This is a genomic window from Sphaerisporangium perillae (assembly GCF_023276435.1).
GTDB classification, from domain to species: Bacteria; Actinomycetota; Actinomycetes; order Streptosporangiales; family Streptosporangiaceae; genus Sphaerisporangium; species Sphaerisporangium perillae.
Genome location: NZ_JALLPO010000008.1, coordinates 38,031 through 51,731 on the forward strand (window position 1 = coordinate 38,031; position 13,701 = coordinate 51,731).

Below are 13,701 nucleotides of genomic sequence, written 5' to 3' on the forward strand. Positions count from 1 at the left end.
TCGAATTCCTCCCCGCTGTCGGCAATCTAGCGAACTTTGACCGTTCGTCCGCGTCCGTCTGCAGGCGGATCCTAGGCGGCCGGAATGAGGCCGGTGCCGACCGCCGCGATGACCACGGCGCCGAGGATCACCCGGTACACGATGAACGGCGTGAAGCGGTGCGTGCTGATGTACCGCAAGAACCAGGCGATCGCGGCGTAGCCGACGGCGAACGACACCAGGGTGGCGAGGATCGTGGGCCCCCAGGCCGGCGCCTGCCCCTCACCGATCTTGAACAGCTCCAGGACGCCCGACATGAGCACGGCCGGGATCGCGAGCAGGAACGAGTACTCCGCCGCCTCCTCGCGCCGGTAACCGAGGAGCAGGCCCGCGCCCGTCGTACCGCCGGAGCGGGAGACGCCCGGGATCAGCGCCAGCGACTGGGCCAGGCCGTACGTCAGGGCGTGCGGCAGGTTGAGGTTCTTGTCCAGGGTCAGCTCGTTGCGCGCCATCCGGTCGGCGACGGCCAGGAGCAGGCCGAAGACGATCAGGCACGCGCCCACCAGGCGCAGGTCGCGCAACGTGGTCTCGATCGACTCCTTGAACGCCAGGCCGAGCACGCCGATCGGGACGCTGCCCGCGATGACGTACCAGCCCATGCGCGCCGCGGAGTCCTGCCGCAGATCAGGGGTCCACAGGGCGCGCGTCCAGGTGGAGAGGATCTCCCAGATGCGCTTGCGGAAGTAGATGAGCACGGCCGTCTCCGTGCCGAGCTGGATCACCGCGGTGAAGGCGGCTCCCGGGTCCTGCCAGCCGAAGAAGGCGGACACCACCCTGATGTGCGCGCTGGAGGAGATGGGCAGGAACTCCGTGAGCCCCTGCACCAGACCCAGCACGAGCGCCTCGAACCAGCCGATCAATGAACACACCTTCCGGGGGAGGACCGCGCGCGATGCCGCCGGGGGGCGTGCGGCCGCACATCAGGTGAGGCTAGCGGACCCCGCGGTCCGGGCAGATCGGCCGAACGACCGAGCCGGACGTCGCGGCCACGCGAGAGCCGGACGTCGCGGCCACGCGAGAGGCGGACGTCGGCGGCCACGCGAGAGGCGGACGTCGGCGGCCACGCGAGAGCCGGACGTCGGCGGCCACGCGAGAGGCGGGCGCGGCCGAGGCGCGGCACCGGGGCGGTCCCGGGGCGGTCCCTGCGAGAGGCGGGGCGGCGCGGCCGTTCAGGCCGCGGTTAGGGAGTGCGTCAGCTCGCGGGCCAGCTCGGTCATGCCGCACTGGCGGACACCGTCGATCATCGTGCGCAGGTCGCCGGCGACGCGGATGGAGCGCACATCGGCGGCGAGCGCGACCGCCCGGCGGGCCTGCTCCGCGCCGGTGTCCCGGTCGCCCTCCCGGATGCGCAGCACGGCGAGGCGGGTGAGACAGCGCAACCCGGTGCGCGTACGGCTCTCGCCGAGGCGTTCCAGTGCCGCAGCGAGGCGGTCTCGCGCGCGTGCGTCGTCGCCGAGCTGGAACAGAGCCAGCCCGAGGGCGCTGTCGTGGTGGCCGGGGGAGACGGTGATGTGGCGCGCCCAGTCGGGGGCCACCGCGGGTTCGGCGCGGGCCAGCGCCTCCTCTGCCAGCCCGATGTGCCGCAGGCCGGCCGTCAGGTCGCCGGCGGCGGCGCAGTGGCGGGCCGCCACGGCGTGCACGTTGGCCCGTTCGGCGCTGGAGACGCGCTCGTCGCCGAGCGCCAGCCGCAGGATCTCGACGCCGTCACGGGGCCTGCCCAGGTCGGCGAAGGAGACCGACAGGTCGAGCATGGCGTGCGCCCGCAGGTCGCGGTCACCGCCGCGTGCCGCCGAGTCCAGGGCGAAGGTGAGGATCCTCGCGGCCCGCTCGAGCCGGCCCTGGTCGTAGGTGGCCCAGCCGAGCCGGTCGGCCAGCAGCCCGATGGCCGAGCAGAGCCGCTCACGCGTGGGTTCGGTCATCGGGCGGTCGTGGAGCTTCACCGCCCACTCGAGGGATCCGCGGGCCATCGCGATGGCCGCGTCGCCTCCCCGGGCGAGATCCATGCGCATGTACAGGTCGGCGGCGGCCTCGACGGCGCGCACCTCCGGTAAGCCGACCCTGGTGGGAGGGTCGGTCGCCAGGCCGTCGAGCAGGCGCGTCACAGGCTCGCCCGTGGCGACCCCCACGGAAGCCGCCGCGATGACTGAGAGTAGGCCCCTCCGTTTCATGTCATCGACGGTACCCATTTCCCAGGCGGGGTCATCCGCGGATCCGTTTGCCGCAAGAGGAAGGCCCACCGGACCCAGGGCGACCTCGTAATGGCGGACCAGGGCAGGGGTGACCTCACGGTCGCCACGCTCGACGCGGCTGAGGTGACCTGCGGAAACGCCCATCCTGAGCCCGAGCTGCCCCAGGCTGAGGCCGGCGCGCAGGCGGGCGGCGCGCAGATCCTCTCCGACGACCATGGCCACTCCCCGTGTTGCGGCAACGACGTGCGGCACCACGGCAACGGTGACACCGCGTTATCAGGCCCTCACACTGACCGTAGCGCGGATGTCACTCGCGCAGACCGATGACTCCATAACTGGCAGACCCATACGGGCGATACGTGTGCCTGAAGGGGTTTTGACGCGAACCGAGGTTCGGCCCAGTGCGACAGCTCACCACCCTCTCCGGCCGCCGGCCAGGCGGCCCGCCTCCGTTACCCGGGCGCCCGTACGAGGGGGCGGGGTGAGCCCGCCGCCGGCGGAGGCGCCCGGGTGGAGGGTGTTCCAGTCGGACACCGGCCGCTTCTGGGCGACGCGCCTGCGGTTCGACGACGCGGCCGAGGCCGCCGGCGTGTGGCGGACGGTGGACGCCGACGACGCCACCAGCCTCGCCGAGCTCATAGCCGAGCAGGAACAGCGCGCTCGATCGGCGGCCCAGGGCGCGTCCCGTCCCTGAACGCCGATCGAGCGGCCGGCCGTGCCGTCCGGTCATGGCGTGGACTCCGCCCGGCACCGGCAGGGCGTGGCCTTCTTCCGGCGCCGGCCCGGCGTGGACGCGCCGTGCAGGTCGGACGTCGGCGCGCGTCGCGCCGCTCAGACGTCCACGCGGGCCTCCGGGCGGTCCGGAAGCTCCCAGTGGGTGTGGTAGACGCCGTCGCGGTCGGTCCTGCGATAGGTGTGGGCGCCGAAGAAGTCGCGCTGCGCCTGGATCAGCGCGGCGGGAAGCCGCTCGGCGCGCAGCCCGTCGTAGTAGGCGAGCGAGCTGGCGAACCCGGGAGCCGGGATGCCGCGCCTGGTCGCGGTGACTGCCACGTCGCGCCACGCGTCCTGGGCGTCGCCCACCTCGGCGGCGAAGCGCGCGTCGGACAGCAGCGTGGGAGTGTTCGGGTCGGACTCGTAGGCCTCGCGGATGCGGTCCAGGAATCGGGCCCTGATGATGCACCCGCCACGCCAGATGGTCGCCATCGCCCCGAGGTCGATGTTCCAGCCGTACTCCGCGCTGCCCGCCTGGATCTCGTTGAACCCCTGCGCGTAGGCGACGACCTTCGACGCGTACAGGGCCTGCTCGACGTCGTCGGCGAAGGAGTGGTCCACTCCGCCGCCGGACGGCCCGGGCAGCGCGCGCGCCGCGTCGCGCATGTCGACGTGACCGGAGAGCGATCGGGCGAAGACCGCCTCGGCGATGCCGGTGACCGGGACCCCGAGGTCGAGGGCCGCCTGGACGGTCCAGCGGCCGGTGCCCTTCTGCTCGGCCCGGTCGAGCACCACGTCGACGTACGGCCGCCCGGTGGCGCGGTCCACGTGGGACAGCACGTCGGCGGTGATCTCGATGAGGTAGGACCCCAGCCGGCCGGCGTTCCAGGTGCGGAAGGTCTCGGCGACCTCGGCGGGCGACATCCCGGCGGCCTTGCGGAGCAGGTCGTAGGCCTCCGCGATGAGCTGCATGTCGGCGTACTCGATGCCGTTGTGGACCATCTTGACGAAGTGCCCGGCGCCGTCCGGCCCGACGTAGGTGCAGCAGGGGACGCCGTCGACCTTGGCGGCGATGTCCTCCAGGATCGGGCCGAGGGACTCGTACGCCTCGGGCGAGCCGCCCGGCATGATGCTCGGGCCTTCGAGAGCGCCCTGCTCGCCGCCGGAGATGCCGACGCCGACGAAGTGGATGCCGCGGTCCCGCAGGGCCTTCTCGCGGCGCCGGGTGTCGGCGAAGTGCGCGTTGCCTCCGTCGATCATGATGTCGCCGGGTTCGAGCAGGGGGGCGAACTCCTCGATCACGGCATCGGTCGAGGCGCCGGCCTTCACCATGATCACCATCTTGCGCGGCCGTGCCAGCGAGGCGACGAACGCCTCCGGCGTCTCCGCGGGGGTGAAGTCACCCTCGTGGCCGAACTCCTCGATCAGCGCTTTGGTCTTGGTGCTCGTCCGGTTGTGGACGGCGACGGGGTAGCCGTGCCTGGCGAAGTTGCGCGCCAGGTTGCGGCCCATGACCCCGAGTCCTGTGACACCGATGACCGCTTGCTGTGCCATGTGAGATCACTCTCCTTCTGATCCGGCAATACGCCGTTGAGGCCCACCCGGTTCGATGGACGGCGAGAGGAAACCTCCACGCGGACCATCTGGATAACCCGGAGACCTCCGGGATCAATTCCGGAGAAGCGGGCCGATCGGGCTGTCGTCCAGGTGGTACAGCAGGTCCTGGCAGTCCTTGTAGACGGCCTCGGCGCCCGCCTCCAGCAGGGATGCGGTGTCGATGCCGCCCGAGCGGACCCCGACGCATCCGACCTTCGCCTGGCGTGCGGCCAGCCCGTCCCACACGGTGTCCCCCAGCATGACCGCGTTCTCGGGCCGCAGGCCGCTCTTGTCCAGGGCCTCCTGTATCGGTTCGGGGTGGGGTTTGGACCTGTCGACGTCGCCCGCGTGGACCAGCGCCGAGACCACGTCCTGTGCGCCCGTCACGCCGATCAGGCGCTCGGCCTCGTCCTTGGGCGCGCTGGTCGCGACCACCACGAGCAGGCCGCGGTCGGCGACCGCGCGCAGCAGTTCCCCGGCCCCCGCCACCGGCCGCACTTCCTCGAGGCGGGGCTTGTACAGCCGCGCGTGCGTCTCGGAGATCGCCTCGGCCTCCTTCTCGGTCGCCCGAGGGAGCAAGTAGTCGATCAGAGCCTTATCGGCGCGTCCGATGGCCCCGTGGATGTCCACCATCAGCATGTCGTGCCCCTGCCGCCGGAACCCCTCCCACCAGGCGACGACGTGCAGGTAGTTCGTGTCGACCAAGGTTCCGTCGATATCGAAGATGACTCCGCGTCGCATCGTTCACCGTCCCTGTGTGACACCGGGCGCTCGCCCGTTCCCCGTGCCGCTCGACGCTCGCCAATCCGTGGCGGCAATCCCGCCTTCCGGATATCACCCCATGAAGCGAAGCAAGTGACACATGCCCGGTTCCGTACCCCGGACGGCGCGGATCCAACGGGCGGGCGGGAGCGAAGCGGGAAAACCGCTGCTCAGACCGTCAGGCGGCCGAGCAGGAGTCCTGCGTCGCGTCGATGCCCTTCAGGTCGTCCTCGGAGACCGGAGCGGCCTTCAGACCCTTCCAGTCGGAGCCGATCACCAGCACGAGCCGTGTGGTCGTGACGTTCGCCACCGCGGCGTTCCGCGACACCACGAGGTCGCCGGCGAGCGTCGGCACACGGGTCTGCCCGTCCGTGGCGTACCTGATCGTGGTCTTGGCGTACGGCTTGCGCTTGAGGTCGCCGACCTTCACGACGGTGTAGCCGCGCTGCTCGAGCGCGGCGGCGACCTGACCGCCCAGGCCGCTCCGGTTGGTGCCGTTCTGCACCACGATCTCGATCTTGGACTTCGGCACCTTGCCCTGGCGGCCGGTCTTGATGTTCGAGCCCTTGATCTTCGTGTCGGTCGCCACCAGCCGGAAGAGCTGCTTGGCCTGCGGCTGGACCCACTCGACGCGGCCGGGCTGGGTGAGGGAGTAGCGCCATGGCGTCGTGACGAAACGGATGTTCCCGGCGGCCAGCCCCTGAGCGCTGGACGCCAGGTCCTTCATGACGCTCACGGTGAGCTGCGGGTCGGTCGTGACGGACCTGGTGGCCGCGTCGAGGAAGTGGAACAGCTTGGCCGGGTCGGCCAGCGTGGCGCCGCTCATGGCCTTCTTGATCATCGAGGCGATGAACATCTGCTGCCGCTGGATGCGGCCGATGTCGGACCCGTCTCCCAGGCTGTAGCGGGCCCGCACGTAGCCGAGCGCCTGCTCGCCCTTGACGACCTGCTTGCCCGCCGCCAGGTGCAACATGGCCTTCTTGTCGTCGATCGCCTTGGGAACGCAGATCTCGACGCCGCCGAGCGCGTTCACCATGCTCTTGAACCCGGTGAAGTCGACCTTGGCGAAGTGGTCGATGTGGATCCCGGTGAGCGACTCGATCGTCCGCCACGTGCAGCCGATGCCGCCGAAGTTGAACGACTCGTTGATCATGCCGATGTGCGGGCGCTGGCCGGGCAGGCCGTTCTTGCGCGGGCACGCCGGGAGCTGTACCAGCGAGTCACGCGGGAAGCTGATGAGCATCGCGTTGCCGCGGTCGGGGGACATGTGCGCGAGGATGATCGTGTCCGTGCGCTCGCCCAGATCGCGGTGGCCGTACTTGGCGTTCGCGCCCGAACGCGTGTCCGACCCCACGATGAGGATGTTCAGCGCCTTGCTGACCTTGACGGGCCGGGTGCCGAGGTCCTTGGCGTCGACCTCGACGTGCCTGATGTTGCCGCTCAGTTTGGTGTACGCGCCGACCACCGTGGCGCCGGCCGCCAGGGAGACTCCCACCACCGCCGCGACCAGGCACCACAGCCACGCCGTCCACCGCCGTCCGGCGGTACGGGGCGGCCCGCCCGGAGGTTCGTCTACAGGCTGGACAGGGCGCACATCGACAAGCCCGCCGTTCATTGTCCCCACGGAATGGCCAGGGCTGGTGGCCACGGGCCACGCGCCGACTACAGGCGCCGGATCCACCCGCCCGGCAAGCCGCGAGCAAGTCTAGCGATCGGGGTGATATTTGTGGCCCTCTGTCGCAGTATTCGCAGGAAATCCTCATTTTTGCAGCTACATCATCTGTTACCTGGCCAGCTGCCTCGCTCGCCCGCCGCCCGCGAGGCGGCGCCCCAGACGCTGCGCCGGTCGTTCGACGAACCGGTGGCTCAGCGCGGCACAGCCGATCACGGCGGCGAAGAACGCCGCCTCCCATGCCAGCCGCTCGCCGAGGGTCATCCTCGAGGGATCCATGGTGATCCGCCGTACGACCTGTAGGACCAGAGGGTGCAGCAGGTAGACGGAGTAGCTCACCAGCCCGAGCCACGCCAGGGCGGCGGGGATGGCGCGGTGGCGCAGGGCCAGCCCGGCGGCGAAGGTGAGCCAGGCCCCGATGACGGCGGCGGACCAACTCCACTTGAAGGCCTCCTGCGCCGCCGGCGGCATGCCCCACCCCGGTCCGAGCCACACGGCCGCGGCGACCGAGAGGATGGGCACCAGGACGATCAGCCCGCGCCACCGCGCGGCGGGCCGGCGTTCCATGTGGTGCAGGGCGGTCCCGCCGAACATCGTCGCCACGATGACCAGGCTCTGCCACGCGCCCACTCTGCTGTTGAAGGTGAGGAGCACGAGCACGAGGACGGCGAGCGCCGCGGCGCCGTACCGTCGCAGGTCGCGGTCCCCGCTCAGCACGGCGGCCATCCCGCCGAGCAGGACGGCCGCGGCGGCCCAGACGACCGTTCCACCCAGGTTCCGCGAGAGCAGGCCCGCCGGTACGAACGCCCCGGCGGCGAGCGCGCACACCGCCAGCGTGATCGAGGCCCCGGCGCTGGCCCGGTGCACGCCGTACACGAACATCGCGGTCACCAGCAGGTAGAACGCCATCTCGTACGAGAGCGTCCAGAAGACGTTGACGACGCTCGGCACCTGGAACAGGTCCTGCAGCATCGTGAGGTGCGCCAGCGCGGCCGTCCACGGCTGCCCGGCGAGCTGGGCGGGCAGGACGGTGTAGACCCCGATGACCCCGAACATCGTGCCGGCCGCCGCGGCGAGCGCCCACAGCGGGTACAGGCGGAAGACCCGGGTGATCCAGAACGCGCGGACGCTGCCGCGCCGTTCCAGCGACATCGGCACCACATAACCGCTGACCAGGAAGAACACCAGCACCCCGTACTGCCCGAAGTCGAACCACGGGCTGATCGTGGCCCGGATCTCCGGCAGCAGCGGATCCAGCGAGTGCTCGAAGACCACGATCAGGGCGCCGAACCCGCGCAGGGCGTCCAGCCAGGACTGCCGGGCGCCTCGGGACGATCGTGCCGGCGGCGATGACGGGGGCCTCGTGCGGGTCGCGACGTGCATTCGGCCCGCGCTACCCCGGATAGCGGCGTCCTTAACCACCATGGCACCCTAATATGGCTATATGGGTGGTTTGTCATGGTTTCCTGAGTGAGCGCTGTGAGCCGGGACCGGAACCGGCGGGAGCCATCGGCACGCGGGTCAGCCGGAGGTCTCCTAGCGGGCGTGGTGCAAAAGGCCGGTGAGGACGTCCTCCAGGGTGACCACTCCGGCCACGGAACCGTCGTCGCCGACGATCGCCGCCAGCTGGGCCCGGCGCTTGCGCATCGTCGCCAGCACGTCTGCCAGCGTCGTCCTGGCGTTGAGGTGCGGCAGGTCGCGGGCCGGCAGCGGCCGGCCCGGCGCGTGGCCGTTGAGCGCGTCCAGGACGTGGAGGTAGCCGCACAGCCGCCCGTCCTCGCCGCGAACGGGGAAGCGTGAGTGGCCGTACCGGCCGGCGTACTGCTGGAGCTCGGCGGCCCCGGTCGTGGCGGGCACGCTCACGACCTCGTCGATCGGCACCATGACCGACGCCACCGGCCGCGCGTACAGGGCGAGGGTGGCGATCATGCGATCGTGCTCGTCCCGTTCCAGCAGCCGGTGCCGGTGCGACTCCCTGATGAGGGCGGGCATCTCCTCGGAGGTGTAGACCGACCGGATCTCCTCGGTGGGCGGGATCTTCAGCACCCACAGGACGGCCGCGGCGAGGGCGTTGACGGCCACCAGGAGGGGGCGGGTCGCGCGGGCGGCGATCCGCAGGGCCGGCACCAGCCACAGGGCCGCCTTGTCCGGCGCCGCGAGGGCGAGGTTCTTCGGCACCATCTCGCCGATGATCACGTGCGCGGAGACGACGACGATCAGGGCGAGGGCGAAGGCCGTCGGGTGGACCAGCCCGGCGGGAAGGCCCAGCGCGGCGAACAGCGGCTCCAGCGCGTGGGCGAGGACCGGCTCGCCGACGGCGCCGAGCGCCAGCGAGGCGAGGGTCACGCCGAGCTGCGCGGCGGCGAGCATCAGCGGGACGGAGTCCATGGCGGCCAGCACCGCGCGCGCCCGCCGGGAGCCCTCCTTGGCCAGCGGTTCGATCTGGGTGCGGCGAGCGGAGATCAGCGCGAACTCCGCGCCGACGAAGAACCCGTTCACTCCCAGCAGGAGCACGATGGCGAGGGCGTCCAGGAGGGTCATCGGCCCCTCCTGGCCGCGCCCGTGCCGGCGGGGCGCATCACGGGGTCTCCTCGTCGCCGCCCGGGGCGGTCAGTGTGATCTGCTCGATCCGGTGGCGGCGCATGCTGTCGACCCTGAGGGTCCAGCCGTCGACCACCACGCTGTCCCCCGGGTCGGGAAGGCGGCCGAGACGGCTGATCAGCAGGCCGGCGAGCGTCTCGTACGGCCCCTCCGGCATCTGGAAGCCGGTGCGCTCCTCGACCTCGTGGGCCCGCAGGAGCGCGGGGACCGCCACCGACTCCCCCGGACCGAGCAGGGCGGGCTCGGGCTCGGCCGAACCCTCCTCGGGGAGGTCGTACTCGTCGGCGATGTCCCCGATCAGTTCCTCGGCGAGGTCCTCCACGGTGACGATGCCGGCGAAACCGCCGTACTCGTCCACCACGACAGCCATCTCCCTGCGGGCCGAGAACAGGCGCTCCTGGACGGTCTCCAGGTCGAGCGTCTCGGGGACCAAGAGGGGAGGGCGCAGGATCGTCGCCACCTGCGTGCTCGCCCGCCCGGCCTCCGGCACGGCGAAGGCGTCGACCACGGAGGCGATGCCGACGATGTCGTCCAGCTCGCCGCCGGAGACCGGCAGCCGCAGGTGGCGCTCGCGCCGGGCCAGCGTCAGGAACTCGGCGACGGTGTCGCTGTCGGTCACCGTCACGCAGTCCATACGCGGGGTCATCGCCTCGGCCGCGGTCCGGTCCCCGAACCGGAGCGCGCGGCGCAGCATGGCCGCGGTGCCGGTCGGGAGGGTGCCCGCTTCGGCGGAGAGGCTCATCAGCAGGCTCAGCTCGTCGGGGGAGCGGGCCGAGGCCAGCTCGTCCTGCGGCTCGGCCCCGAGTGCGCGCACCAGGGCGTTCGCCACCGCGTTGCAGGCCTTGATCAGCGGGGCGAACACCGCTGAGAAGGCGCGTTGCGGGGGTGTGGACAGCCGGGCGATCGTCATCGGGCGGGACAGGGCCGCGTTCTTTGGCACCAGCTCACCGAGCACCATCTGGCTGACCGTGGCGATGAGCAGGCCGAGCAACGCCGAGACGCTCTGGCTCGCCGCGTCCGGCAGCCCCGGAACGTACTGGACAAGGGGACGGAGCAGGCTCGCGATGGCGGGCTCGGCGATGACGCCGAGCAGCAGTGAGGTGATCGTGATGCCGAGCTGGGCGCCGGAGAGCTGGAAGGAGAGCCGCTGGATGGCCGCCTGGATCCCCTGAGCTCCGCGGTCACCGGCCGAGGCGAGCCGTTGCACCTCGCTGCGCTCGACGGTGACCAGGGAGAACTCCGCCGCGACGAACACGCCGTTCGCGATGACCAGGGCCAGCGCGCCCAGCAGGTAGATCAGATTGACGATCACGGTGTCGCCCTCCCGTGAAGCCTGCTACTTCAGTAGATCAGACTCCACGTCATGTTCACCTGTCGGCGGGAACCGTACCGGGACGGCCCCTCGCTGGGAATGCCACAGCGATCATCCCTTCGGCCGGACGACGAACATGGGCCCCTGTGGCACCCACCCGGGCGGCGGGAGGGAGAGGGCGACCACGCCGGGTGTCAGCCGCCGTTGTGGATGACGTGGTCGGGCGTGACGCGCACGTTGATGCGCTGCTCCTCGGGATTCCTGAAGGGGTAGGAGTCCACGCCGAGGTACTTCTTGGCCAGGCGGTCGATCGTCTCGTCCGCGCCCTCCAGCTCGAACCGCGCCTTACCCGAGACGCTGACCAGGTGGTATCCGTTGTCCGGGTCGAGCAGGCTGATCGACACGCGGGGGTCCTCGCGCAGGTAGCGCTCCTTGGCCCGGCCCACGGCGGTGTTGAAGACGACGTCGTCCCCGTCCACGTCCACCCAGACCACCGTGCTGTGCAGCGAGCCGTCACCGCGGTGGGCCGTCACCCAGGCGTGGATGGGCCGGCGGAGCAGGGCGATGGCGTCGTCGTTCAGTTCGCTCATTGGTGGCTCCTCGAGATCTCAGGTCTACCGCTTCGCCACTGCCGAACAACACGGCGACCAACCTCATTCCGCGCTCCGCGAAGATCGATGACCTAGGCACGGAGACGCGCCGACCGGATACTACGCGCAAGAAGATCAAGGCAGCGGAACGGCGGGTCCGCGAGGCCTGTCCGGACGGACAAACGGGGGAGATACCACGAAGGGGAAGGTGGACGCCTGACCACCCGGCGGGCGTGACGGCGGGAGCGCCGAACGGCCCCGCGCCGGGCGGCCGGGCCGGACGGCCCAAGGAGGCACTGGTGCTCGGGAAGAAGCTCACCGAGGCGCGCTGGACGCACATCGCCCTGCCAAGCTGCGACCTCGACAAGGCCATCGAGTTCTACACGACCATGACCCCGCTGGTGGTGGTCTCGACGCACGAGGACAAGGACGGGCGCAACGCCTGGCTCTCCAACGACAAGCAGGTCGAGACGCCGTTCGTGCTCGTCCTCGTGGAGTTCGCGAAGGACCGGGGACGCGAGCAGCCGCAGCTCACGCCGTTCGCCCATCTCGGCATGGAGGTGCCGAACCGCGAGGACGTCGACGAGATCGCCCGGCGCGCGCGGGAGCTGGGCTGCCTGCACTGGGAGCCCATGCAGCTGCCGCCCCCGGTCGGCTACGTCTGCGCGCTGAAGGACCCGGACGGCAACGTCGTCGAGATCTCGCACGACCAGAAGGTCTACGAGGAGGTCCGCACGCTCTGGGCCGACTGACGCGCGACGTACCGGCCCCACCGGCGACGACCGGGTCGCCGGGACCAGATCCGCCGAACGGCGGACGTGTGCTGGGTGAAGCGGTTCACTAGAGCTGGATTCGTGATCAGCTCGTTCCTCGCACGTCGCCGTCCCGGCTTTCGGGGATGGCTCGATGAAGGAAAAGGGTGTCATGCACATCGTCCGTACGCCCCCGCGAGCGCGGGGCCCGACCCGCTAACCGGGTCGTTCCGGCAGGTCTGACACCGCACCCGAGGGGCATTAGTGCCTACCTCAGTCGGCAAGATCCGGAAACTTCTATAAGAGGTGATCGATACTGTGGTTCCGCCTACCACCGCGATCGCGGATGTACTGCAACTGCGGGGCCTCACCGGCTGGCTCAGCCCGCCGTTACGCCCCCTCCACCGATCTCCAGGACTCCTCGGACGGGCCCTCACCGTGCGGCTCGCCCCCGGCCCCGGGGAGAACGGCCTCGCCCCCCTGCGCTCGGTGATGGACGAGTGCCTGGAGGGCCGGGTCATCGTCGTGGCCGGCGCCCAGACGGCGGCCGGCGCGGTGTGGGACGAGATCCTCACCCGCGCCGCGCTCGCCCGAGGCGCGTGCGGCCTGCTGGTCGAGGGCGGCGTCCGTGACGTCAACGCCTACCGTGACCTCGGCCTGCCCGTGTGGGCGCTGTACGAGGCCACCGCCGGGCCCGGGCCGGACGTCCACGTCGCCGCCGTCGGCGGCGCCGTGGAGATCGCCGGCGTGACGGTGGACGAGAGCACCACCATCGTCATGGACGGCGCGGGGGTCGTCGCCCTTCCCTCGACCGACGTCTTCGCCGACTCCTACATGTACGCCGATGCCGAGGAGAACGTCGTCACGGCGCTGCGCGAGGGAGCCACCCTGGCCGAGGCCAGCCGCTACAAGGAGGACATCCTGACCAAACTACGCCGCCCCCTCTGAACCCCGCCCCGGCCCGTCTCGCCTGGACCGGCGTACCGGCCCCCCACCCGGGCGGGTACGCGTGGTCCGGGCGTACGGGCGGCGGAGGCCTGTTCGGCCCCCGCCGCCCGGACCGGTGCCCGATCAGTCCTTCTTGAAGGCGTCCTTGACGTTCTTGGCGGCGTCCTTCACGCGCTCCCCGGCCTGCTTCAGGCCGCCCTTGGCCATGTCGGCCTCACCCTCGGCACTGAGCTCCTCGTCCCCGGTGGCGTCTCCCACACCCTGCTTGACCTTGCCCTTGAGCTGCTCGGCCTTGTTCGAGATCTTGTCTTTAGCGCCCATGTTTCCGGCCCCCTCAACTATGGGTCTGTCCCCTACTGGCACCTGTCCGGTGCGGAGGCGGGTAAACGCGACCAAGGCCTCTCCATTCCCTCAAGCGGTGCCATATGCGGACAAAGTCGCCGCGCCTTAACGAAAGAACCTCCCCGTCACCGGGGATTGCGGAGATACTCGATCACGCGGGCTACAGCGGCAGTGCGTTTCCTGAAAC

The 13,701-nt window shown here is 70.8% G+C and carries 13 protein-coding genes; 3 read left to right on the forward strand and 10 right to left on the reverse strand.

The features are described from left to right. Nucleotides 1-71 precede the first annotated feature (71 nt). Both MYF83_RS09605 and MYF83_RS09610 read right to left on the reverse strand, forming a co-directional pair. The gene (locus tag MYF83_RS09605) at nt 72-908 is read right to left on the reverse strand and encodes an undecaprenyl-diphosphate phosphatase (protein ID WP_248959883.1); all 837 of its coding nucleotides are present in this window, start codon (nt 906-908) and stop codon (nt 72-74) included. A 300-nt stretch (nt 909-1,208) separates the two neighbouring features. Beyond that, nucleotides 1,209-2,444, reverse strand: a complete 1,236-nt coding sequence (locus tag MYF83_RS09610) for a helix-turn-helix domain-containing protein (RefSeq protein WP_504973743.1) — start codon at nt 2,442-2,444, stop codon at nt 1,209-1,211. A gap of 265 nt (nt 2,445-2,709) precedes the next feature. Between MYF83_RS09610 and MYF83_RS09615 the strand changes: the two genes are divergently transcribed. After that, nucleotides 2,710-2,922, forward strand: coding sequence for a hypothetical protein (locus MYF83_RS09615; protein WP_248959885.1), 213 nt, complete (start codon nt 2,710-2,712; stop codon nt 2,920-2,922). 137 nt (nt 2,923-3,059) lie between these two features. Here MYF83_RS09615 and gnd read toward each other — a convergent pair whose 3' ends face one another. From gnd to MYF83_RS09650, 7 genes are all read right to left on the reverse strand, one after another. Beyond that, nucleotides 3,060-4,493, reverse strand: coding sequence for an NADP-dependent phosphogluconate dehydrogenase (gene gnd / locus MYF83_RS09620; protein WP_248959886.1), 1,434 nt, complete (start codon nt 4,491-4,493; stop codon nt 3,060-3,062). 114 nt (nt 4,494-4,607) lie between these two features. Then, nucleotides 4,608-5,276: an HAD family hydrolase gene (locus MYF83_RS09625; protein ID WP_248959887.1), complete on the reverse strand. Its 669-nt coding sequence runs from the start codon at nt 5,274-5,276 to the stop codon at nt 4,608-4,610. Nucleotides 5,277-5,475: 199 nt separating this feature from the next. Next, nucleotides 5,476-6,912 carry an LCP family protein gene (locus tag MYF83_RS09630; RefSeq protein WP_248959888.1) on the reverse strand — a complete coding sequence of 479 codons (1,437 nt, stop codon included), beginning with the start codon at nt 6,910-6,912 and terminating at the stop codon, nt 5,476-5,478. A gap of 168 nt (nt 6,913-7,080) precedes the next feature. Further along, nucleotides 7,081-8,352 carry an acyltransferase family protein gene (locus MYF83_RS09635; RefSeq protein ID WP_248959889.1) on the reverse strand — a complete coding sequence of 424 codons (1,272 nt, stop codon included), beginning with the start codon at nt 8,350-8,352 and terminating at the stop codon, nt 7,081-7,083. A 153-nt stretch (nt 8,353-8,505) separates the two neighbouring features. After that, on the reverse strand, nt 8,506-9,510 hold the full coding sequence (locus MYF83_RS09640) for a hemolysin family protein (protein ID WP_248959890.1): 1,005 nt from the start codon (nt 9,508-9,510) through the stop codon (nt 8,506-8,508). A 37-nt stretch (nt 9,511-9,547) separates the two neighbouring features. After that, nucleotides 9,548-10,882 carry a hemolysin family protein gene (locus MYF83_RS09645; protein ID WP_248959891.1) on the reverse strand — a complete coding sequence of 445 codons (1,335 nt, stop codon included), beginning with the start codon at nt 10,880-10,882 and terminating at the stop codon, nt 9,548-9,550. Between the two features lie 194 nt (nt 10,883-11,076). After that, nucleotides 11,077-11,472: a TIGR03618 family F420-dependent PPOX class oxidoreductase gene (locus MYF83_RS09650; RefSeq protein ID WP_248959892.1), complete on the reverse strand. Its 396-nt coding sequence runs from the start codon at nt 11,470-11,472 to the stop codon at nt 11,077-11,079. 299 nt (nt 11,473-11,771) lie between these two features. On the opposite strand from MYF83_RS09650, the gene MYF83_RS09655 reads away from it, so the two are divergent. Continuing rightward, nucleotides 11,772-12,224 carry a VOC family protein gene (locus MYF83_RS09655; protein WP_248959893.1) on the forward strand — a complete coding sequence of 151 codons (453 nt, stop codon included), beginning with the start codon at nt 11,772-11,774 and terminating at the stop codon, nt 12,222-12,224. 318 nt (nt 12,225-12,542) lie between these two features. After that, the gene (locus MYF83_RS09660; protein ID WP_248959894.1) at nt 12,543-13,172 is read left to right on the forward strand and encodes an RraA family protein; all 630 of its coding nucleotides are present in this window, start codon (nt 12,543-12,545) and stop codon (nt 13,170-13,172) included. A gap of 123 nt (nt 13,173-13,295) precedes the next feature. Here the strand turns inward: MYF83_RS09660 and MYF83_RS09665 are convergent, their stop codons facing one another. Then, complete coding sequence (locus MYF83_RS09665) at nt 13,296-13,493, reverse strand: CsbD family protein (protein ID WP_248959895.1); 198 nt, start codon at nt 13,491-13,493, stop codon at nt 13,296-13,298. Between the last annotated feature and the right edge of the window lie 208 nt (nt 13,494-13,701).

Excerpts from the sequence above, each read along its gene's own strand:
- MYF83_RS09625 (WP_248959887.1), bottom strand. The coding sequence starts at position 5,276 with ATGCGACGCGGAGTCATCTTCGATATCGACGGAACCTTGGTCGACACG.
- MYF83_RS09650 (WP_248959892.1), bottom strand. The coding sequence starts at position 11,472 with ATGAGCGAACTGAACGACGACGCCATCGCCCTGCTCCGCCGGCCCATC.
- MYF83_RS09610 (WP_504973743.1), bottom strand. The coding sequence starts at position 2,444 with ATGGTCGTCGGAGAGGATCTGCGCGCCGCCCGCCTGCGCGCCGGCCTC.
- MYF83_RS09665 (WP_248959895.1), bottom strand. The coding sequence starts at position 13,493 with ATGGGCGCTAAAGACAAGATCTCGAACAAGGCCGAGCAGCTCAAGGGC.
- MYF83_RS09635 (WP_248959889.1), bottom strand. The coding sequence starts at position 8,352 with ATGCACGTCGCGACCCGCACGAGGCCCCCGTCATCGCCGCCGGCACGA.
- MYF83_RS09630 (WP_248959888.1), bottom strand. The coding sequence starts at position 6,912 with ATGAACGGCGGGCTTGTCGATGTGCGCCCTGTCCAGCCTGTAGACGAA.
- MYF83_RS09640 (WP_248959890.1), bottom strand. The coding sequence starts at position 9,510 with ATGACCCTCCTGGACGCCCTCGCCATCGTGCTCCTGCTGGGAGTGAAC.
- gnd (WP_248959886.1), bottom strand. The coding sequence starts at position 4,493 with ATGGCACAGCAAGCGGTCATCGGTGTCACAGGACTCGGGGTCATGGGC.